The sequence below is a fragment of the Brevundimonas sp. T2-11 genome (assembly GCF_055397675.1).
In genome coordinates this window covers 99,721-118,614 of record NZ_AP027920.1, presented here as the reverse complement: position 1 = coordinate 118,614, position 18,894 = coordinate 99,721, and the positions used below count along the sequence as shown (strand labels likewise).

Sequence of the window (18,894 nt, the reverse complement as noted above, 5' to 3'; positions counted from 1 at the left end):
CCGAATGTCCGAACTCGAAGCCCGCATCGCCACCCTGGCCGACAAGACCCTGCTGTTGCTGGACGACGACGCGGCCCTGCGCACCCGCATGGGTCGGGCGCTGGAAGCGCGCGGCTTCGACGTGACCTTGGCCGGCTCGGTGGCCGAAGCGAGCGACGCCCTGCGCGTCTCCGCCCCCGCCTTCGCCGTGCTCGACATGCGGCTGGAGGACGGCAACGGACTGAAGGTGGTCGAGGCCATCCGCGAACGCCGCGAGGACGCCCGCATCGTCATGCTGACCGGATACGGCGCCATCGCCACCGCCGTCGCGGCGGTCAAGGCCGGCGCCGTCGACTACATGCAGAAGCCTGCCGACGCCGACGACGTGGTCAAGGCCCTGTTGTCGGTGGGCGAAGCCCCCGAACCGCCGGAAAACCCCATGAGCGCCGACCGGGTGCGCTGGGAGCACATCCAGCGCGTCTATGAGCTGTGCGACCACAATGTCTCGGAAACCGCCCGCCGTCTGGGCATGCACCGCCGGACCCTTCAACGCATCCTGGCGAAACGCGCGCCGAGGTAGCCCTCTTTCCTCCCCACGTGTGGGGAGGGGGACCACGAAGTGGTGGAGGGGGCGACGCGAACGGTTGACGTCGGGCCGCCCCTCCCTCTCGTCGGCTACGCCGCCGATCCACCTCCCCATCGCTGCGCGACAGGGAGGAAAGTCAATCCCGCATCGTCCTGAGCGCGCCCAGCCGCGCAAAGGCCAGGGTCAGCGCCTTCCTGCGCGCCGGGGCCAGAGGCGTGATCGGCGCCGCACGCATCACCGCCCCGCCGAAGCCGTCGGCGACGATCAGACCTGGCTCGTCCGGCAGGATGTCCTGCGGGAACTCGGGCGCCACCGCAAAGTAGAAGGCGTCGCAGTAGGGCCCGTATTCCTGCCATTTGCGATCGACGCGATAGTCGTCGACGCCCGACTTCACCTCGCAGATGACCACGTCGCCCCTGGGTCCCAGGGCCATGACGTCGGCGCGCCGCCCATTGGGCAGGCAGACTTCCAGCAGGGGTGCATAGCCCATGTCCCGCATCAGCCGCGCCGCCCCGCGCGTGACCGACAGGGTGGTCTCCGGGCGGCTGAAGACCAGTTCCAGATGCAGCGAAGCGGCGGCCATACGACCTTTATGTTCCGCCTATGTTCCTATCGCAAGCGCTGCCGGTTCACCCGCCATTCTTCCCGTGTCTGGCCCCACAGGTTGACCACATGATCCTGGAACGGCGGCGGGATGCGGCCCGGCCCGCGATTGCTCGAGCCCAATCGCAGCGCCACCTTCTCCGAGCCCAGGTTGTCGGGGTCAATGCAGTGGATCACGTCATCCCAGCCCAGGACGTCGAAGGCGTAGTCCATGGTCGCGGCGGCGGCCTCGACCGCATAACCCTTGCCCGTCGCATCGCGGTGCAGGCTCCAGCCCACCTCCCGACCCGGCCAGTCATAGGGATGCAGCGGACCGATGCGCCCCATCCAGTTCCCCGTCGCCTTCTCGATCACCGAAAACATGCCCTCGCCCTGCAGGGCCCACATGCCGGCGACCGAGGCCATGGCGCGCCAGACCTCGTGCTTGGACTGCACCCCGCCGATGAAGCGGGTCGTCTCGGGGTCGCTCATGAAGTCGGCCCAGCGCGGAAAGTCATCCAGCGTCGGAGGGCGCAGGAACAGCCGCTCCGTCTCCAGCGTCGGGCCGAGAGGCGAAGTCGGACGCTCGATCACAGCAGATACTCCCTCTCCAGCGTATAGACGCTGCCGTCGCCGGTCAGGACGCTGGAATAGAGGCCGAAGCGGTCCACCCGGATCGGCGGCGAATGCAACAGGTTGTGCCCGGCGATCCAGGCCCCGATCCGATCCGGGTTCGCCTGGGGCTTCAGATAGGCCAGGGTGACGTGGGGCCGGTATTCGCGTTTCTCGGGCGGCACGCCCGCCCGCTCGCCCGCCGAACGGCAGCGCCCGGCCAGGACGTTCAGCGGCTCCGACCGCTCCAGCCCGGCCCACAGGGTGTGGGTGCGATGGGCGTCGCCGAAGGCCCCGACGCCGTTCAGGGTGATCTCGAAGGCCCCGCCGCCCTCGGCCCGGCTCAGCTCCGAGGCCAGGTCGTCGGCGGTCCGTTCCGACGCCTCGCCATAGAAGGCCAGGGTGACGTGCAGGGCGTCCAGCGGCCGCCACCGCGCGCCGGGCAGGCCGGATTGACGACGTTGAAGCGTCTCTGCGACGTCTTCCGGGATCGAAATGGCGGTGAACAGGCGCAACATGCGACCCTTGGTAGCGGGCGGAACGGGTGTTCGGAAGACGGGTTTTCCTTGCAAGGCGGGTCGTCCGTCCCGATATTTCCGCTCAAGGTCGGCATTTGCCGTCCACTTAGGAGACTACTTTCGCGATGAGCGACTTCAATAACGGTTATGCGCGCCCGCTTCCGCAGTCGGCGGACATGTCCGTCGACGCCGGTCTGCGCGCCTTCATGCTGGGCGTCTACAACAAGCTGGCCCTCGGCCTGGTGGTCGCCGGCGCCCTCGCCTACGTCACCGGCAACGTGCCGGCCGTGCAACAGCTGCTGTTCGCCCGCACCGACGACGGCCGCATCGGCCTGACCCTGCTGGGCATGATCATCCAGTTCTCGCCGCTGGTCATGCTGTTCGGCTCCATGTTCTTCATGAAGAACCCGACCGCCAGGGGGGTGAACACCCTCTACTGGGCCGTGGTCGCCACCATCGGCGCCGGTCTGGGCGTCCTGTTCCTGCGCTACACCGGCGGTTCGCTGGCCTCGACCTTCTTCGTCACGGCGGCGGCCTTCGGCGGTCTCAGCCTGGTCGGCTACACGACCAAGAAGGACCTGACGGCCATGGGCAGCTTCCTGATCATGGGCGTGATCGGCCTGGTCATCGCCTCGCTGGTCAACATGTTCATGCAGTCGGGCACGCTCTACCTGATCATCTCGGGTCTCGGCGTCCTGATCTTCTCGGGTCTGATCGCCTACGACACCCAGCGCCTGAAGATGACCTACTACGCGCTCGGCGGTAATCAGGAAGCCATGGGCGTGGCCACGGGCTTCGGCGCCCTGAGCCTGTTCATCAACTTCGTGAACCTGTTCCAGTTCCTGCTGGCCTTCATGGGCGGCAGCCGGGAATAGAAGTCGGCGACGACTGAGTTCGGAGAGGCCCCGGCAGTGATGTCGGGGCCTTTTTCTTTGGCCGTCACACTGGGCCGCTTCCGCAGGGATGAACGGGGCCGGCGCCCCTATTCCACCACGCTGAACTTGCGGCTGTCGAAGACCCGCAGCACCTGGGCCAGATCCCGTCCTCGCTTCAGCACATGCCCGCCCTCGCCGATCACGGCCCACTGGCCCTGTTTATGGCGCAGGGCCGGGCGCTTCTCGATCCGGTAGAGCGGCGCGTCGCCCGAGCGGCGGAAGACGGCGAACTCCGCTACCTCCTTGTGGCCGATCATGGCGTAGTCGCGCCACTCCCCGGCGGCGACCATCCGGCCATAGACCCGCAACACCTGATCCAGTTCGCGCCGGTCAAAGAAGACCGGGCCGGTCTGAGGCTGCCCATCGGGACTGTCTGCATCCAGGCTCATGGTCCCAACTTAGACCGCTCCTGATGAAACGCCAGCGGCGCCGCGACTTGTCACCCGCCCGCCACGCGTCCAAAAGGCGGTTCAAGTTCAGATACGGAGACGAACCCATGGCGACGAGCGAAGGCTGGGATATGCCCACCGGCGACCTGATGAAGGGCAAGAAGGGCCTGATCATGGGGGTGGCCAACTCCAGTTCCATCGCCTGGGGCATCGCCTCGCAACTGGCCGCCCAGGGCGCCGAGCTGGCCTTCACCTACCTCGGCGAGGGCCTTGAGCGCCGCGTGCGCCCCCTGGCCGAAAGCGTCGGCGCCAAGCTGCTGATCCAGGCCGACGTCACCGACGACGCCTCGATGGACAAGGCCTTCGAGGAGCTGGAGAAAGAGTTCGGCACGATCGACTTCGTCGTCCACTCGGTGGCCTTCGCCAACAAGGACGAGCTGAAGGGCTCCTTCGTCGACAACACCACGCGCGACAGCTTCCTGCTGGCCATGAACATCTCGGCCTTCAGCTTCGTCGACGTGGCCAAGCGTTCGGCCAGGCTGATGCCCAACGGCGGTTCGATGATCACCCTGACCTATCTGGGATCGGAACGGGTCATCCCCAACTACAACACCATGGGCGTGGCCAAGGCCGCCCTGGAAGCCGCGACCCGCTACATCGCCCGCGACCTGGGTCCGAAGAACATCCGCGTCAACGCCATCTCGGCGGGCGCGATGCGCACCCTGTCGCTGGCCGGCATCTCGGGCGGTCGCGGCCTGCACTCCAAGTCGGCGCAGTTCTCGCTGATCAAGGAAGAGACCTCGATGGAGGGCGTCGCCGGCGCCGCCCTGTGGCTGTGCTCCGACCTGGGCCGCTCGACCACGGGCGAGGTCGTCCACGTCGACGCCGGCTTCCACGCCGTCGGCCTGCCGGACGACATGGAGGGCTGAACCCGACCGGGTTCTGGATATGAGAAGGGCCGTCGGGAAGCCGGCGGCCCTTTTTGCTTTCAGGGCGCCGTCGCCCGGCCTAGCCTGACCATATGAGTTCGTCGCGCCTGCCTCCCCCCGCCAGCTTCTCCGCCGCCGCCGTAGCGACCGTCATCGGCTTTGGCGGCACGGTCGCCCTGATCGTTCAGGCGGGACAGACGCTGGGGGCCTCGCCCGCCCAGATCATCTCCATGGTCACGGCGCTGTGCCTCGGCATCGGCCTGCCCGGCGCGGTGCTCAGCTGGCGGCTGAAGATGCCGGTCGTCCTGGCCTGGTCGACGCCGGGCGCCGCCCTGCTGGCCGCCTCGACGCTGGGACTGGGCTGGAGCACCGCCGTCGGCGCCTTCGTCATCGCCGGGCTCCTGATGGTGCTGACGGGGCTGGTCCCGGCCCTGGGACGGCTGGCCGAGCGCATTCCGGCGGCCGTCGCCTCGGCCATGCTGGCGGGGGTGCTGCTGCCCTTCTGCCTCAAGCTTTTTCTGGTCTTCCCGACCGATATGGCGCTGGCGGCGGGCCTGCTGGCGGTCTTTCTGATCATGCGCCGCGTCGCCGCCGCCTGGGCCCTCCCCGCGGTTCTGGTCGCGGCCTTCGCGGCCCTGGCCCTGCGCGGTCAGGTCGGCCTGCCCGCCGGAACCGGCCTGTTCGGCCAGCTGTCGCCGGTCATGCCCGCCTTTGACTGGAAGGCGGCGATCAGCCTGGCCCTGCCCCTCTACCTGGTGACCCTGGCGTCGCAGAACCTGCCCGGCCTGGTGGTGCTGAGGGCCGCCGGCTACGCCCCGCCCGCCGGAAAGCTGATCTTCTGGGGCGGACTGACCAGCACGCTTCTGGCCCCCTTCGGCGCCCACGGCGTCAATCTGGCCGCCATCACCGCCGCCATCTGCACCGGGCCCGAAGCCCACCCCGATCAGGATCGGCGCTGGACCGTCGGCGTGATCTACGGCCTGATCTATCTGGTCGTCGCCCTGTTCGCGGCGCCGCTGGCGGGCCTGTTCATCGCCATGCCCACGGGGGCGCTGGCGGTCATCACCGGCCTGGCCCTGATCGCCCCGCTGACGGGGTCGCTGACCGGCATGATGGGCGTGACCGAGGACCGCGAGGCGGCGGTGCTGACCTTCGCCGCCACGGCGTCCGGCGTCGCCCTGTTCGGGGTCGGCTCGGCCTTCTGGGGGCTGGCGGTCGGCTTCATCGCCCTGGCGGCGCGACGCTGGATCCGCGCCAGAGCCTGACCCGGTTTTACATTTCTCGCCCTTTCGTCCCCAGCGGGACTGTGACAGCCTGACACTTGGCCGACTGGCGGCCACAGAACGAGGCGATCATGGCGCACAAGTTTGAAGTCTATCAGGACAAGGCGGGCGAATTCCGCGTCCGGTTCAAGTACAACTCCGAGATCATCTTCTCGACCGAGGGCTATTCCGACAAGTCGGGCGCCAAACGCGCCATCGAGTCGATCAAGAAGCACGTCGGCGACGCCCCGACCGAAGAAGTCTGAGTTTCGCGGGGGCGCGGCGTCCGCGCCCCCGCTACCTCTCTTAAGGCCGCGCCGGGATGTTCAGACCCCGCTGCACCGCCGGCCGCGCCAGACCCCGTTCCAGCCAGGCGGCCACGCGCGGGAAGTCGGAAAACCCGACCAGATCGCCCGCCTCATAGAAGCCGATCAGGTTGCGCACCCAGCCCAGGCTGGCGATGTCGGCGATGGTGTAGTCCTCGCCCATGATCCAGTCCCGGCCCTCCAGTCGCCCCTCCAGCACCCCCAGCAGACGCCGGGACTCGGCGACGTAGCGGTCGCGCGGACGCTTGTCCTCGTAGTCCCGACCGGCGAACTTGTGGAAGAAGCCGACCTGTCCGAACATCGGACCAATCGCGGCCATCTGGAAGAAGACCCACTGCAGGGTCTCGTAGCGCGCGGCCGGATCGGCCGGCAGGAAGCGCCCCGTCTTCTCCGCCAGATAGACCAGGATGGCCCCGGATTCGAACAGGGGCAGGGGTTTGCCGCCCGGACCGTCGGGGTCGATGATGGCCGGGATCTTGCCGTTGGGGTTCAGCGACAGATAGTCGGGCGTCCAGGTCTCGTTCTTGCCGATGTCGACCAGGTGCGGCTCATAGGCCAGACTCAGCTCCTCCAGCAGGATGGAGACCTTCACCCCATTGGGCGTGGGCAGGGAATAGAGCTGCAGCCGGTCGGGATGCTGCGCAGGATACTGGCGGGTGATCGGAAAGGCGGACAGGTCGGCCATGGGGCGCTCCGGGAGGGTTGAACCTTCCATGTTGGAAGCCGGATCGCCCGTCGCAATAGCCACCGTGTCGGTGGCGGTCGATCAGGCCTCGTCGCGCTCGTCCACCTCGGTCGGGCGCACGATGCGCAGCCAGCCCTCTGAGATGCGCAGATCCGGCGCCGCCTCGCGGGTGAAGGGCAGGTACCAGGTCGGCCCGCCTTCCTTGGGCGCGATCTCCAGCATGTCCGAGGCGCCGAAATTCTGCACCGACTTGACCGTGCCGACCACGGTGTCGTCCAGGTCGCGGGCCTCCAGACCGACCAGATCCGTCAGATAGAACTCATCCTCGTCCGGCTCGGGCAGGCGGTCGCGCGGCACGAACAGCTTCTGGCCGCGCAGGGCGTCAGCCTGTTCCTTGACGGTGATCTCCTTGACCCTGGCCACCACGCCCGCCTTGTCCGGGCGCGCCGAGAGCAGAGTCAGGGCCGGGGTCCCGTCCGCCTTCAGCAGGGGCTGATAGGCCATCAGAGCCATGGGGTCAGCGGTGAAGGCGGTGATCCGCACCTCGCCCTTCACGCCGAAGGCGCCGCCGATCTGGCCGACGAGGATCAGTTTTTCAGCACCGCTCATCGCAGGCTCCGTTCGTAATTGTCAGCGCCAGATAGCAGAAAAGCAGCGCCCGGGATCGGACGCTGCTTTCCATTTCCGCATCCCGGTCGGAACCGGGAAGCCGAAGGGTTTAGCCCTCGGCGTTTTCTTCGGCGGCCGGAGCTTCTTCAGCAGCGGCTTCAGCCGGGGCTTCTTCAGCAGCCGGGGCGTTCTTGGCGGCTTCAGCAGCAGCGGCGGCTTCTTCCTTGGCGCGGGCGGCGGCTTCGGCAGCCTCGACCTTGGCGGCGGCTTCAGCTTCCAGACGGTCGGCTTCGCGCTGGGCGCGCTCGGCGGCGCGTTCCTGGGCCTTCTTGCCCGGAGCGCCCTTGTTCGGGTTGTTACCCTGCGTCCACTGGACCTTGCCGACCAGGACTTCGTCCTGCGACTGGCTGATGAAGCGGGCGACGCGGTCGGTCGGCTGGGCGCCCTTGCCGAGCCACTCGGCGATGCGGTCAGCCTTCAGGGTGACGCGCGGCTGGGCGCTGTCCTTGGGCAGCATCGGGTTGTAGCTGCCGACGCGCTCGATGAACTTGCCGTCGCGCGGAGCGTGCGAGTCAGCCACGACGATGTAGTAGTAGGGGCGCTTCTTGGCGCCACCGCGGGCCAGACGAATCTTCAGCATTTTCAGTCTCTTTCTAGAAAATCGAAATCAGTTCTTTTTCGGGAAGCCCGGCAGGCCCGGAAGGCCCCCCGGAAGTTGTCCGCCGCCCAGTCCGGCGAGCCGGTCCTGGATGGCTTTCATTTCGTCGGCGCTGGGTTCCGGCATCTTGCCGCCCCCCAGGGCCTTGAGGCGAGCCATGTCGGGGCCGCCCATGCCGGGAAGGCCGGGCATTCCCCCGCCTCCGCCGAGACCGCCCATCATGGCGGCCATCTTCTGCAGGTTCTTGCCGCCGCCCTTGGACAGCGACTTGACCATGTCGGCCATCTGCCGGTGCTGCTTCAGCAGGCGGTTGATGTCCTGAACCTCGACGCCGGCGCCGGCGGCGACGCGCTTCTTGCGGCTGGCGTTCAGCAGGTCGGGCTTCTTGCGCTCGGCCTTGGTCATGGAGCTGATGATGGCTTCCTGGCGGGCGATCATCTTGTCGTTGACGTTGCTGTCGGCCATCTGGGCCTTCAGCTTGGCCACGCCGGGCAGCATGCCCATGATGCCCTGCAGCCCGCCCATCTTCTTCATCTGCTGCAGCTGGGCGGCCAGATCGTCCAGATCGAACTGACCCTTGGCCAGCTTGCGGGCCATCTTCTCGGCCTTGGCCTGATCCAGCTCGGTCGCGGCCTTTTCGACCAGGGCGACGATGTCGCCCTGCCCCAGGATGCGGCCGGCGACGCGGCGGGCGTCGAAGACGTCGAGGGCGTCGACCTTTTCACCGGCGCCCAGATATTTGATCGGCAGGCCTGTGACGGCGCGCATCGACAGCATGGCGCCGCCGCGGCCGTCGCCGTCGGCGCGGGTCAGCACCAGGCCGGTCAGCGGCAGGCGCTCGTGGAAGGCGGCGGCGGTGCGAACCGCGTCCTGACCCGTCAGGCTGTCGGCGACCAGCAGGGTCTCGACCGGCTTGGCGATCGAGGCGACCTCGGCCACCTCGTTCATCAGGGCCTCGTCCAGCGTGATGCGGCCGGCGGTGTCGAGGATCAGGACGTCGAAGCCCTGCAGCTTGGCCGATTGCAGGGCGCGGCGGGTGATCTGGACCGCGCTCTCACCCGCCACGATGGGCAGGGTCGCGACCTCGATCTGCTGACCCAGGGTCGCCAGCTGCTCCATGGCCGCCGGACGACGCGTGTCCAGCGAGGCCATCATGACCTTCTTGCGATCGAACTTGGTCAGCCGCAGCGCCAGCTTGGCCGAGGTCGTGGTCTTGCCCGAGCCCTGCAGGCCGGCCATCAGGACGACGGCGGGCGGGGCGGCGTTGGTGTTCAGCGGGACCGGCTCTTCGCCGCCCAGCATCTCGACCAGACCGTCATAGACGATCTTGACCACCTGATCGGCCGGCTTGACCGAACGGATGACCTCTTCGCCGGTCGCCTGTTCCTTGGCGCGGCTGATGAAGTCCTTGACCACCGGCAGGGCGACATCGGCCTCGAGCAGGGCGACGCGGACTTCGCGCAGCGCTTCCTCGACATCCTTTTCGGACAGGGCGCCGCGACCGGTGATCCGGTCGAATACGCCTGTCAGCCGCTCGTTCAGAGCCTCGAACATTCAATACCTTTCATGCGCGAACCCTGACCTCCATAGAGAAACGGCCTCTGGCGACGATCACGTCGGCAGAGGGTCCTCGCCGGGCTCGTTCTTTCTTTGGGGGCTATCGGCCGGTCGGCCTGCCTGAGCCCGTATGGGCTGTGCTCAAGCAGCGCTCAGCGCGGTAGCACGACCAAGGAAAGCTGTCGTACCGGAGGAGGCGCAGGTTCAATTGCGCCGGAAGCGGCGGCTTATGGAGCATCCACAAGCAAATGTCGACTCCCGCCTCTCCCCGCCCTCAACCACACAAAGGGTTTCAGCGTTGACCATGGGGACTAGCCCGTTCGGATTCCGCTGATACGGTTCCGCTTCCAGCCTCCCCGCTGAAGGACAATGTGATGATCCAGGCCGCCGACGACCGACTGCGCGACGAGGTTCGCCTGCTGGGCGCCCTGCTCGGCGAGGTGATCCGCGACGAGGGCGGACAGGAACTCTACGACCGGATCGAGGCGGTGCGTCAGGCCTCGGTGGCCTATCACCGCAACCCGGCCTCGCACGACGCGTCCAAGCTGGAGGCCCTGCTCAAGGATCTGTCGCTGGACCAGGCCATCGGCCTGACCCACGGTTTCGCCGCCTTCTCCCTGCTGGCCAATGTCGCCGAGGATCGGGCCGGAAAGCGCCGAGCCCGCGATCAGGCCGAGGCCGGCGAGCGCGCCGATACGCCCGAGGGCGCGCTGAAGCGGCTGGATGCGGCGGGCGTGGACAGGACGGCGGTGCGCGATCTGCTGTCCCAGGCCCTGATCTCGCCCGTCCTGACCGCCCACCCGTCCGAAGTGCGCCGCAAGAGCGTGATCGACCGCATCGCCGCCGTCGGCGCCCTGCTGGACGGCTGCGACCGCGACGGGATCGCCTGTTCGCCTACGGCGCTGAAGGCGGCCCTGCGCCGCCAGATCGTCATCCTGTGGGCCACCCGCCTGACCCGCGCCTCCGGCCTGGTGGTGCAGGACGAGATCAACACCGTCACCGACTGGCTGCAGCGGATATTCCTGCATGTCGCCCCGGCCCAGCTGGCCGAGTGGCGCGCCCTGCTGGACGCGCCCGACCTGCCGCCCTTCCTGCGCATCGGCACCTGGGTCGGCGGCGATCGCGACGGCAACCCCAATGTCGACGCCGAGGTTCTGGCCGCCGCCTTCCGCACCCAGGCGCGCGCCGTGCTGCGCTTCTATCTGGAAGAGGTGAACGCCCTGGGCGAAGAGCTCAGCCTGTCCGCCGACCTGACCGCCGTCACCCCCGAACTGGCGGCCCTGGCCGAAAGCTCGGCCGACGCCTCGATCCAGCGCGCGGACGAGCCCTATCGTCGGGCGCTGAGCCGCATCTACGCCCGACTGTCGGCCACCCATCTGGCCCTGACCGGCGGCCCCGCCCCCCTGCCCGCCGCCTTCGAGGCCCCGGCCTATGAGGGACCCGACGCCTTCCGCGCCGATCTGGCCGTGCTGCACGACAGCCTGATCCGCACCCACGGCGCCGTCTTCGCCGACGACCGGCTGGCGCGGCTGATCACGGCGGCGGACGTCTTCGGTTTCCACATGGCGACGCTGGACCTGCGCCAGAACTCCGACGTCCACGAACGCGTCGTCACCGACCTGCTGAAGGTGGCGGGCGTCTGCCCCGACTACGCCGCCCTGGACGAGGAGGCGCGCCTGACCATGCTGGCGCGCGAACTGGCGGGTCCGCGCCCCCTCTTCTCGCCCTACGCCGACTACGCGCCCGAGACGCTGAAGGAACGCGCCATCCTGCAGGCGGCGGCGCAGGCCTTGGCCGCCTTCGGTCCCCAGGCCATCCGCACCCATATCGTGTCCAAGACCGACGCGGCCTCGGACATGCTGGAGGTCTATCTGCTGCTCAAGGAGGTCGGCCTCTACGACCCCGCCGATCCCGCCGCCTGCCCCATCCAGGCCGCCCCCCTGTTCGAGACCATCGAGGATCTGCGCGCCTCGCAGCCGACGCTGGAGCGCGTCCTGGCCGAGCCCTCGGCCCGCGCCGTGGCGACTGCGCGCGGGGTGCAAGAGGTCATGATCGGCTATTCCGACAGCAACAAGGACGGCTCCTACCTGACCTCGGGCTGGGAGCTGCACGAGGCCTCGCGCGCCCTGCTGGAGGTGACGCGCGCGGCGGGGGTGCGCCTGCAGTTGTTCCACGGCCGCGGCGGCGCGGTCGGTCGCGGCGGCGGCTCCAGCTTCTCCGCCGTCCTGGGCCAGCCGGCGGGCACCGTCGCGGGCCGCATCCGCGTCACAGAACAGGGCGAGGTCATCGCCAACAAGTACGGCGAGCCGGAGGTGGCGCAGCGCAACCTCGACGCCCTGACCTGCGGGACGCTTCTGGCCTCCCTGGGGCCGCAGACCGACGGCGGTTACAGCGCCGAACACGGGGCCACGGCGGCCCGCCTGTCGGCGACCTCAATGAAGGCCTATCGCGCCCTCGTCTATGAGACGCCTGGCTTCGTCGACTATTTCCGCGCCGCCACCCCCATCGCCGAGATCGCCGACCTGAAGATCGGCTCGCGCCCGGCCAGCCGCTCGACCTCCACCGCCATCGAGGACCTGCGCGCCATTCCCTGGGTCTTCAGCTGGTCGCAGTCGCGGGTCATGTTGCCCGGCTGGTTCGGCTTCGGCTCGGCGGTCCAGGGCGAAGACCCGGCCGAACTGCGCGACATGACCGCCGCCTGGCCCTTCTTCCGCACCGTGGTGCAGAACATGGAGATGGTCATGGCCAAGGCCGACATGGCCATCGCCCGCCGCTACGCCGGACTGGTCCCCGACGCGGCTCTGGCCGAGCGCATCTACGGCGAGATCCTCAAGGAATGGGAGCGCACGAAGGCCGCCGTCCTGTCGATCACCGGGCACGACGACCTGCTGGGGGGGCAACCCGAGCTGGACCGGCTGATCCGCCAGCGCATGCCCTATGTCGAGCCGCTGAACCACGTCCAGATCGAGCTGATCCGCCGCCGCCGCGCCGGCGACGACGATCCGCGCGTGCGCAACGGCATCCTTCTGGCCATCAACGGCGTGGCGGCGGGCCTCAGGAACAGCGGCTGATCACAGCCACTTCGAGCGCTTGAAGGTGACGTAGAGCCCTAGGCAGATGACGAGGATCAGCCCCATCACCGCCGGGTAGCCATAGACCCAGCGCAGCTCCGGCATGTGTTCGAAATTCATGCCGTAGATGCCGGCTACGGCCGTCGGCGTGGCCAGGATGGCGGCCCAGGCCGCCAGCTTGCGGGTGATGACGCCCTGCCGCTGCTGTTCCAGCAGGTTGGAGGCCTCGAACACCGAGGCCAGGATGTCCCGCAGCACGCCCGCCCGGCTGGCGACGCGCCGCACATGGTCGGCCACGTCGCGGAAATAGGGCCGGACCTCGCGGTCGATGCAGGGCAGGTCCAGCGACTGCAGCTTGACCGCCACCTCCTCCATCGGCCCCAGGATGCGGCTGAACTTCAGCAGCTCGCGCCGCAACAGGAAGAGGCGGGTGATGTCGTCGCGCGACAGGAAGCTGTCCAGCGCCACCTGCTCCATCTCCAGCACCTTGTCCTCGATGGCGTCGATGATGGGGATGTAGCCGTCGACGATGAAGTCCAGCACCCCGTGCAGGATGAAGTCCGGCCCGTGCTTCAACTGCTGGGGCGAGGCCTCCAGCTGGGCGCGCAGCTGGGTGTGGCCGCGCGCCGAGCCATGGCGGATGGTGATGACGTAGTTGGGCCCGATGAAGATATGGGTCTCGCCATAGACGATGTGGTCGCCCTCGGCCTGGGCGGTGCGGGCGACGATGAAGAGCTCGGAGCCATAGACCTCCAGCTTGGGGATCTGGTGCGCCGTCATGGCGTCCTCGACCGCCAGGGGGTGCAGGTTGAAGCGCCGCACCAGGGTGTCCGTCTCCTCGCCCGTCGGCTCGTGCAGGCCGATCCACAGATACTCGCCCTTGCCCAGGGTCAGGCCCTGATCCGTCAGCGGCGCCTCGCGCACCCGCTGGCCGTCCTTGTAGACGTAGGAGGCGACGACGCTCATGCGGGGAACCTCATTCCTGTTGAGCCGCGATCAGAAGGCTCCGCCTTCTCGACCCGACGCGGCCTATGACACAGCCAAGGCTTACGCCACCTCAGCGCGAATAGAAAAGGGCCCGGCGGATTGCTCTGCCGGGCCCTTCCAATTTTAGCGCTCAACGGGCCTCAAGTAGCCCGAAGGGCGGTAGGCCCACTTCTTAGGAAGTCGGGAAGCCACGCACCTTCAGCAGGGCCGCCACATCGGGGTTGCGGCCGCGGAACTGGCGATAGGCGTCGCCGCGATCCGTGGTGTTGCCCGGCGCCAGGATGATCGACTTGAAGCGGCCGCCGATGTCCGGATTGAAGACGTCGCCCGACTCCTCGAAGTAGGCCCAGGTGTCGGCGTCCATCACTTCCGACCACAGGTAGGAGTAGTAGCCGGCCGAATAGGCGTCCGAGGTGAAGAGGTGGTTGAACTGCGGCAGGCGGTGCCGCATCACGATCTCCTTGGGCATGCCGAGACGGTCCAGCGAGGCCTTTTCGAAGGCCGCGATGTCGGTCGGCGGCGTCGCCTGGGTGTGCAGATCCATATCGACCAGGGCCGAGGACAGGTAGCTGACGGTGGCGTAGCCCTGGTTGAAGGTCGAGGAAGCCTCGATCTTGTCCACCAGCGCCTGCGGCATCGGCTGCTTGGTCTCGACGTGCTTCATGTAGCCGTCGAGGATCGGACGGCTCAGCACCCAGTGCTCGTGCACCTGCGACGGATATTCCACGAAGTCGCGCGGCGTGTTGCCGAACGACGGATAGGTCACCACCGACGAGAAGTAGTGCAGGGCGTGGCCGAACTCGTGGAACAGGGTCTCGGCGTCGTCCAGCGAGATCAGCAGGGGCTGGCCTTCCGGCGCCTTGACGAAGTTGTTGTTGTTCGAGGCCAGGATCGGCTTCGAACCCGTCAGTTGCGAGAACGACCGGTAGGTCGTCATCCAGGCGCCCGAACGCTTGCCCGGACGGGCGAAATCGTCGGCGTAATAGAGGCCGATCAGCTTGCCGGTGGCCTTGTCGGTGACCTCATAGGTGGTCACGTCCGGTTCGAAGGTCGAGACGGTTCCCTTGGCCAGAGGCTTGAACACGAAGCCGTACAGGCGCTCGGCCATGTAGAAGGATGCCGCGCGCACCGCGTGCAGCTCGAAGTAGGGCTTCAGCTCGTTCTGGTCGAGGTCGTACTTGGCCTTGCGGACCTTCTCGGCGAAGTAGAGGTAGTCCCAGGGCTCGATGTCGTAACCGGCGATCGCCTTCATGTCGGCGACCTCCTCGGCGACGCGGGCCTTGGCCGGGGCCCAGACGCGCTGCATCAGCTCCATGGCCGCGGCCGGGGTCTTGGCCATGGTGTCCTGCATGCGCCAGTCGGCGTGATTGCCGAAGCCCAGCAGGCGGGCGCGCTGCTGACGCAGGGCGACAATCTGGGCGATGGTCGACTTGGTGTCGTTGGCGTCGCCGTTGTCGCCGCGCTTGACGAACTTCTTCCACACCTGCTCGCGCAGGGCGCGATCGTCGGCGAAGGTCAGGAAGGGATCGACGCTGGAGCGCGTGTTGACGATGGCCCAGCCCTGGACGTTGCGCGAACGGGCGGCGGCGGCGGCGGCGGCCTTGTTCGAGTCCGGCAGACCCTTCAGGCCGGCCTCGTCGGCGATGACCGTCCAGGTGTTCTCGTCGGCCACCACCTTCTGACCGAAGCCGGTGAAGGCGTTCGACAGGGCGGTGTTGATGCGGCCCAGCTCGGCCTTGCCGGCGGCATCCAGGGCGGCGCCGTTGCGGATGAAGCTGTCGCGGCTGCGCTCGGCCAGACGCTTCTGCTGGGCGTTCAGACCCGCCGCATCAGCGCCGTCGGCCACCGCGCGAATACGCTGGAACAGCTTTTCGTTGAAGATGATCTCGTCGCCGGCGGCCGAGAGGATCGGCGACAGCTCGACCTCCAGCACGTCCCACGCGTCGCCGCCGATGTTCGACGTCATGACGCTGAAGACGTTGATGGCGCGATCCAGCGGCTCGCCGACCAGCTCCATCGCCACCAGGGTGTTGGCGAAGGTCGGGGCCTCGGCGTTGTTCGCGATCGCGGCGATATCGGCGCGCTGCAGCTCGATGCCTTCCAGGACGGCTTCGCGCATCTTGGGCGCGGTCACCTTGTCCCACGGGGGCACGCCCTCATAGGGGCCGGTCCAGGGCTGCAGCAGCTCGGCGCGCGGCGCGGTCGTCGGCAGGACGGCGCGGGCGATGCGCGCCTCGTCAGCGGTCGACAGGGAAGCGGCGGTCGGTCCCGTCATTCCGTTCTCCAGAGCGCCAGCGGAGGCGCAGCCCGACAGGGCGAAGAGGCTCGCGCCCCCGATGAGAAGATGGCGTCTGTGCATCCAGGTCTCCCAACCTTTTTTCGTGTTCGCGCGACCCTAGGCGCGCTTGGCCGGGCCGTCACATGAAGCCGATGTAATCCTAACCATTGGACGACGGAACCCCACGGGTCTAAAGGCCGCTGCATGGCGATAGGCGTTTTCGACTCCGGCGTGGGCGGACTGACGGTCCACCGCGAACTCACGACCCGCTTTCCGACGCGGGACTTCATCTATCTGGGCGACCAGGCCCACGCCCCCTATGGCGGGCGTGGCGGCGAGGACATCGTCGCGCTGACGCGCGCCGGATGCGAGCGCCTGTTCGAGGCCGGCGCCTCGGTCGTGGTCCTGGCCTGCAACACAGCCTCGGCCATTGCGCTGCGCCGCCTGCAGCAGACCTGGATTCCGGGGATGCGCGAAAAGCTGGGCCGCCCGGTCAACGTCCTGGGCATCATCGTCCCGACCATCGAGGCGGCCACCGGCCTGCCCTGGTCCTATGAGGCCGAGCGCAACGGACGGCTGGAAGGCGAGAAAAAGCAGGCGATCGACGTCACCGGCGTCTTCTGCACCGCCGCCACGGCCATGAGCCGGGTGTATGAGATCGAGATCGACAAGCGCCGCGAAGACCTGGCCGTCTTCACCGAGCCCTGCCCCGGCCTGGCTGGCCTGATCGAACTGGGCGCCCCGACCGAGGAACTGAAGGTGGTGGTCGACGACCATGTCGACGCCCTGCGCCGCCGCATCGGCCGCCACCCGGACAAGGCCATCCTGGGCTGCACCCACTACGAAATCGTCGCCGACCTATTCGCCGACGCCCTGCCCGCCGGCGTCCAGGTCATCAGCCAGCCGGCCGCCGTGGCCGACTCCCTGGAGCGCTACTTCGCGCGCCATCCGGAATACGAGCTCGGCTCGTCCGGCCGTCGCGACTTCCTGACCACCGGCACGCCGGGCCCGCAGTCGGACCTGATCGCCCGCTTCTGGGGCGCCCCCCTGACCTTCGACGCCGCCTGATTACTCGGACGGGGTTGAGCGGCGCTGGCCGAAAGTCGGCGCCCGCTCCTTTTGCTGGGCCCAATAGGTCGGGCCGTCGTCCGGCTTGAACATGGTGCGCGGCACGCCGTTGCGGTCCGTCACGGCGAAGGTGTTGGTCGAGGCCTGGTAGTAGAGGGTGTCGCCGTTCGGGCGCTTGACCGTCTCGGTTCCACGCGGCGACGCCTCGGTGAAGGCTCGCACCTTGCTCAGATAATCCTCCGCCGACCTGGCCCCGAAAGCGGCGCCGTTACGTTCGAACAGGCGCTGCACCTTGGCGTCGGCGGTTTCACGCCGGTTCGCCGTGACCGGCGGTCTGGCCTCAGCCGCCTCTTCAACCTCAGGCGTCTCCGTCGCTGACGAACTCAGCGCCACAGGTTCGATCGTCGCGCGCTCTCGCGTCTCGACCGCCGAGCCGCCGCTGTCGCAGCTTGCGAGGACCAAGGCCGCCAGACCCGCCGCCGCTACCTGAAGTCGCATGATCCCCTCCCAGGACAGTTCGACAACCACAGATATGCACACCGCAAGCGTTCTTGCAATGTTCCTATTCACATTTGTGTTTGAAGCGAGGCTGTCTCGACGCCGTCACCGGGCGCCGCTAGAGATTCTCCCATGACCGCATCCTCGCTTTCGGGCCGCAAGGTCCTGCTGATCGTCGGCGGCGGCATCGCCGCCTACAAGGCGCTGGAGCTGATCCGCCTGCTCAGGAAGGCCGACGCCGAGGTGATGACCGTGCTGACCAGGGCAGGGGCCGAGTTCGTCACCCCCATGTCCCTGGCGGCCCTGACCGGCCATCCGGTGCGCCAGGACCTGTTCATGCCCGAGGACGAGACGGCCATGGGCCATATCGAACTGTCGCGCTGGGCCGACCTGGTGGTGGTGGCGCCGGCGACGGCGGGCCTGATCGCCAAGGCGGCGAATGGTCTGGCCGACGACCTGGCCTCAACCACGCTTCTGGCCACTGACAAGAAGGTGCTGCTGGCCCCGGCCATGAACGTGCGCATGTGGCTGCACCCGGCGGTTCAGGCCAATGTCGCGCGGCTGAAAAGCTTCGACGGCTTCCACGGCGCGGCCGTAGTGGGACCCGACGACGGGGTCATGGCCTGCGGCGAGTTCGGGCCCGGCCGCATGGCCGAACCGGCCGCCATCTTCGACGAGATCGCCCGCCTGCTGGCCGGACCCGACGGCCGCCCCCTGGCCGGCAGGACCGCCGTCGTCACCGCCGGACCGACCTTCGAGCCCATCGACCCGGTGCGCGGCCTGACCAACCGCTCCAGCGGCAAGCAGGGCTACGCCGTGGCCGCCGCCCTGGCTGAACTGGGGGCCGAGGTGACCCTGATCTCCGGCCCGGTCGCGCTGGACGCCCCGGTCGGCGTCACCCGCGTCTGGGTCGAGGCCGCGACCGAAATGAAGGCCGCTGTCGAGGCCCGCCTTCCCGCCGACATTGCGGTCATGAGCGCCGCCGTCGCCGACTGGCGCGTGGACGGCGTCGCCTCGGGCAAGATCAAGAAGAAGCCGGGCGGACCGCCCTCCCTGGCCCTGATCGAGAACCCCGACATTCTCGCGGGCGTCTCCGCCCCCGGACCGAAACGTCCCAGGCTGGTGGTCGGCTTCGCCGCCGAGACCAGCGACCTGGAGGCCAACGCCCGCGCCAAGCTGTCACGAAAGGGCTGCGACTGGATCGTCGGCAACGACGTCTCGGGCGAGGTCTTCGGCTCGGACGGCAACGCCGTGACCCTGTTCACCCAGGGCGGCGCTGAGCCCTGGCCGCGCCAGTCCAAGACCGAGGTGGCGAGGAAGCTCGCCCACCGCATCGCCGATCACTTCAAGGCCTGAGAGACTGAA

The 18,894-nt window shown here is 68.2% G+C and carries 19 protein-coding genes; 8 read left to right on the top strand and 11 right to left on the bottom strand.

Annotated elements, in window-relative coordinates:
- Positions 1-4 precede the first annotated feature (4 nt).
- Entirely contained in the window at positions 5-559 is a 555-nt protein-coding gene (locus tag ACZ5XO_RS00645) for an ActR/PrrA/RegA family redox response regulator transcription factor (protein WP_464163423.1), read from the top strand.
- A gap of 142 nt (positions 560-701) precedes the next feature.
- Here ACZ5XO_RS00645 and mmcB read toward each other — a convergent pair whose 3' ends face one another.
- The 3 genes from mmcB to thpR are packed head-to-tail and all read right to left on the bottom strand — an operon-like array spanning position 702 to position 2,277.
- Positions 702-1,148: a DNA repair putative endonuclease MmcB gene (mmcB, locus tag ACZ5XO_RS00640; protein ID WP_464163422.1), complete on the bottom strand. Its 447-nt coding sequence runs from the start codon at positions 1,146-1,148 to the stop codon at positions 702-704.
- Between the two features lie 26 nt (positions 1,149-1,174).
- Positions 1,175-1,741 carry a GNAT family N-acetyltransferase gene (locus ACZ5XO_RS00635; RefSeq protein ID WP_464163421.1) on the bottom strand — a complete coding sequence of 189 codons (567 nt, stop codon included), beginning with the start codon at positions 1,739-1,741 and terminating at the stop codon, positions 1,175-1,177.
- Positions 1,738-2,277, bottom strand: coding sequence for an RNA 2',3'-cyclic phosphodiesterase (gene thpR, locus ACZ5XO_RS00630; RefSeq protein ID WP_464163420.1), 540 nt, complete (start codon positions 2,275-2,277; stop codon positions 1,738-1,740). Before thpR ends, ACZ5XO_RS00635 begins: the two co-directional genes overlap by 4 nt.
- A gap of 125 nt (positions 2,278-2,402) precedes the next feature.
- Between thpR and ACZ5XO_RS00625 the strand changes: the two genes are divergently transcribed.
- Complete coding sequence (locus tag ACZ5XO_RS00625) at positions 2,403-3,152, top strand: Bax inhibitor-1/YccA family protein (RefSeq protein ID WP_464163419.1); 750 nt, start codon at positions 2,403-2,405, stop codon at positions 3,150-3,152.
- A gap of 107 nt (positions 3,153-3,259) precedes the next feature.
- On the opposite strand, the gene ACZ5XO_RS00620 is transcribed toward ACZ5XO_RS00625, so the two are convergent.
- Positions 3,260-3,601, bottom strand: coding sequence for a DUF2794 domain-containing protein (locus ACZ5XO_RS00620; RefSeq protein ID WP_464163418.1), 342 nt, complete (start codon positions 3,599-3,601; stop codon positions 3,260-3,262).
- A 131-nt stretch (positions 3,602-3,732) separates the two neighbouring features.
- On the opposite strand from ACZ5XO_RS00620, the gene ACZ5XO_RS00615 reads away from it, so the two are divergent.
- The 3 genes from ACZ5XO_RS00615 (at position 3,733) to ACZ5XO_RS00605 (ending at position 6,058) form a co-directional block, all read left to right on the top strand.
- Positions 3,733-4,530 (top strand): enoyl-ACP reductase FabI, encoded by a 798-nt coding sequence (locus ACZ5XO_RS00615; RefSeq protein WP_313040424.1) that lies wholly within the window; start codon positions 3,733-3,735, stop codon positions 4,528-4,530.
- Between the two features lie 92 nt (positions 4,531-4,622).
- Entirely contained in the window at positions 4,623-5,795 is a 1,173-nt protein-coding gene (locus tag ACZ5XO_RS00610; protein WP_464163417.1) for a benzoate/H(+) symporter BenE family transporter, read from the top strand.
- A gap of 89 nt (positions 5,796-5,884) precedes the next feature.
- Positions 5,885-6,058 (top strand): YegP family protein, encoded by a 174-nt coding sequence (locus ACZ5XO_RS00605; RefSeq protein ID WP_114817138.1) that lies wholly within the window; start codon positions 5,885-5,887, stop codon positions 6,056-6,058.
- A 40-nt stretch (positions 6,059-6,098) separates the two neighbouring features.
- On the opposite strand, the gene ACZ5XO_RS00600 is transcribed toward ACZ5XO_RS00605, so the two are convergent.
- The 4 genes from ACZ5XO_RS00600 to ffh all read right to left on the bottom strand — a co-directional run bounded on the left by ACZ5XO_RS00600 (position 6,099) and on the right by ffh (position 9,624).
- Positions 6,099-6,803 (bottom strand): glutathione binding-like protein, encoded by a 705-nt coding sequence (locus ACZ5XO_RS00600; protein WP_464163416.1) that lies wholly within the window; start codon positions 6,801-6,803, stop codon positions 6,099-6,101.
- Between the two features lie 81 nt (positions 6,804-6,884).
- Complete coding sequence (gene rimM / locus ACZ5XO_RS00595) at positions 6,885-7,412, bottom strand: ribosome maturation factor RimM (protein WP_464163415.1); 528 nt, start codon at positions 7,410-7,412, stop codon at positions 6,885-6,887.
- A gap of 109 nt (positions 7,413-7,521) precedes the next feature.
- On the bottom strand, positions 7,522-8,052 hold the full coding sequence (gene rpsP / locus ACZ5XO_RS00590; protein WP_464163414.1) for a 30S ribosomal protein S16: 531 nt from the start codon (positions 8,050-8,052) through the stop codon (positions 7,522-7,524).
- Positions 8,053-8,079: 27 nt separating this feature from the next.
- Positions 8,080-9,624 carry a signal recognition particle protein gene (gene ffh, locus ACZ5XO_RS00585; protein ID WP_464163413.1) on the bottom strand — a complete coding sequence of 515 codons (1,545 nt, stop codon included), beginning with the start codon at positions 9,622-9,624 and terminating at the stop codon, positions 8,080-8,082.
- A 377-nt stretch (positions 9,625-10,001) separates the two neighbouring features.
- Here ffh and ppc point away from each other — a divergent pair, with 377 nt between their 5' ends.
- Positions 10,002-12,698, top strand: a complete 2,697-nt coding sequence (ppc, locus tag ACZ5XO_RS00580) for a phosphoenolpyruvate carboxylase (RefSeq protein WP_464163412.1) — start codon at positions 10,002-10,004, stop codon at positions 12,696-12,698.
- Here ppc and ACZ5XO_RS00575 read toward each other — a convergent pair whose 3' ends face one another.
- Entirely contained in the window at positions 12,699-13,664 is a 966-nt protein-coding gene (locus tag ACZ5XO_RS00575; RefSeq protein WP_464163411.1) for a magnesium and cobalt transport protein CorA, read from the bottom strand.
- Positions 13,665-13,857: 193 nt separating this feature from the next.
- Entirely contained in the window at positions 13,858-15,960 is a 2,103-nt protein-coding gene (locus tag ACZ5XO_RS00570) for a M3 family metallopeptidase (protein ID WP_464163410.1), read from the bottom strand.
- Between the two features lie 207 nt (positions 15,961-16,167).
- Here ACZ5XO_RS00570 and ACZ5XO_RS00565 point away from each other — a divergent pair, with 207 nt between their 5' ends.
- Complete coding sequence (locus ACZ5XO_RS00565; RefSeq protein WP_464163409.1) at positions 16,168-17,031, top strand: glutamate racemase; 864 nt, start codon at positions 16,168-16,170, stop codon at positions 17,029-17,031.
- Here ACZ5XO_RS00565 and ACZ5XO_RS00560 read toward each other — a convergent pair whose 3' ends face one another.
- Entirely contained in the window at positions 17,032-17,529 is a 498-nt protein-coding gene (locus ACZ5XO_RS00560; RefSeq protein WP_464163408.1) for an S-type pyocin family protein, read from the bottom strand.
- Positions 17,530-17,661: 132 nt separating this feature from the next.
- Between ACZ5XO_RS00560 and coaBC the strand changes: the two genes are divergently transcribed.
- Positions 17,662-18,885 carry a bifunctional phosphopantothenoylcysteine decarboxylase/phosphopantothenate--cysteine ligase CoaBC gene (gene coaBC / locus ACZ5XO_RS00555; protein WP_464163407.1) on the top strand — a complete coding sequence of 408 codons (1,224 nt, stop codon included), beginning with the start codon at positions 17,662-17,664 and terminating at the stop codon, positions 18,883-18,885.
- Positions 18,886-18,894 lie beyond the last annotated feature (9 nt).

Bases quoted from the DNA above. Each gene is read 5' to 3' on its own strand.
- ACZ5XO_RS00645 (WP_464163423.1), top strand. From the start codon at position 5: ATGTCCGAACTCGAAGCCCGCATCGCCACCCTGGCCGACAAGACCCTG.
- mmcB (WP_464163422.1), bottom strand. From the start codon at position 1,148: ATGGCCGCCGCTTCGCTGCATCTGGAACTGGTCTTCAGCCGCCCGGAG.
- thpR (WP_464163420.1), bottom strand. From the start codon at position 2,277: ATGTTGCGCCTGTTCACCGCCATTTCGATCCCGGAAGACGTCGCAGAG.
- ACZ5XO_RS00625 (WP_464163419.1), top strand. From the start codon at position 2,403: ATGAGCGACTTCAATAACGGTTATGCGCGCCCGCTTCCGCAGTCGGCG.
- ACZ5XO_RS00620 (WP_464163418.1), bottom strand. From the start codon at position 3,601: ATGAGCCTGGATGCAGACAGTCCCGATGGGCAGCCTCAGACCGGCCCG.
- ACZ5XO_RS00615 (WP_313040424.1), top strand. From the start codon at position 3,733: ATGCCCACCGGCGACCTGATGAAGGGCAAGAAGGGCCTGATCATGGGG.
- ACZ5XO_RS00610 (WP_464163417.1), top strand. From the start codon at position 4,623: ATGAGTTCGTCGCGCCTGCCTCCCCCCGCCAGCTTCTCCGCCGCCGCC.
- ACZ5XO_RS00605 (WP_114817138.1), top strand. From the start codon at position 5,885: ATGGCGCACAAGTTTGAAGTCTATCAGGACAAGGCGGGCGAATTCCGC.
- ACZ5XO_RS00600 (WP_464163416.1), bottom strand. From the start codon at position 6,803: ATGGCCGACCTGTCCGCCTTTCCGATCACCCGCCAGTATCCTGCGCAG.
- rimM (WP_464163415.1), bottom strand. From the start codon at position 7,412: ATGAGCGGTGCTGAAAAACTGATCCTCGTCGGCCAGATCGGCGGCGCC.
- rpsP (WP_464163414.1), bottom strand. From the start codon at position 8,052: ATGCTGAAGATTCGTCTGGCCCGCGGTGGCGCCAAGAAGCGCCCCTAC.
- ffh (WP_464163413.1), bottom strand. From the start codon at position 9,624: ATGTTCGAGGCTCTGAACGAGCGGCTGACAGGCGTATTCGACCGGATC.
- ppc (WP_464163412.1), top strand. From the start codon at position 10,002: ATGATCCAGGCCGCCGACGACCGACTGCGCGACGAGGTTCGCCTGCTG.
- ACZ5XO_RS00575 (WP_464163411.1), bottom strand. From the start codon at position 13,664: ATGAGCGTCGTCGCCTCCTACGTCTACAAGGACGGCCAGCGGGTGCGC.
- ACZ5XO_RS00570 (WP_464163410.1), bottom strand. From the start codon at position 15,960: ATGACGGGACCGACCGCCGCTTCCCTGTCGACCGCTGACGAGGCGCGC.
- ACZ5XO_RS00565 (WP_464163409.1), top strand. From the start codon at position 16,168: ATGGCGATAGGCGTTTTCGACTCCGGCGTGGGCGGACTGACGGTCCAC.
- ACZ5XO_RS00560 (WP_464163408.1), bottom strand. From the start codon at position 17,529: ATGCGACTTCAGGTAGCGGCGGCGGGTCTGGCGGCCTTGGTCCTCGCA.
- coaBC (WP_464163407.1), top strand. From the start codon at position 17,662: ATGACCGCATCCTCGCTTTCGGGCCGCAAGGTCCTGCTGATCGTCGGC.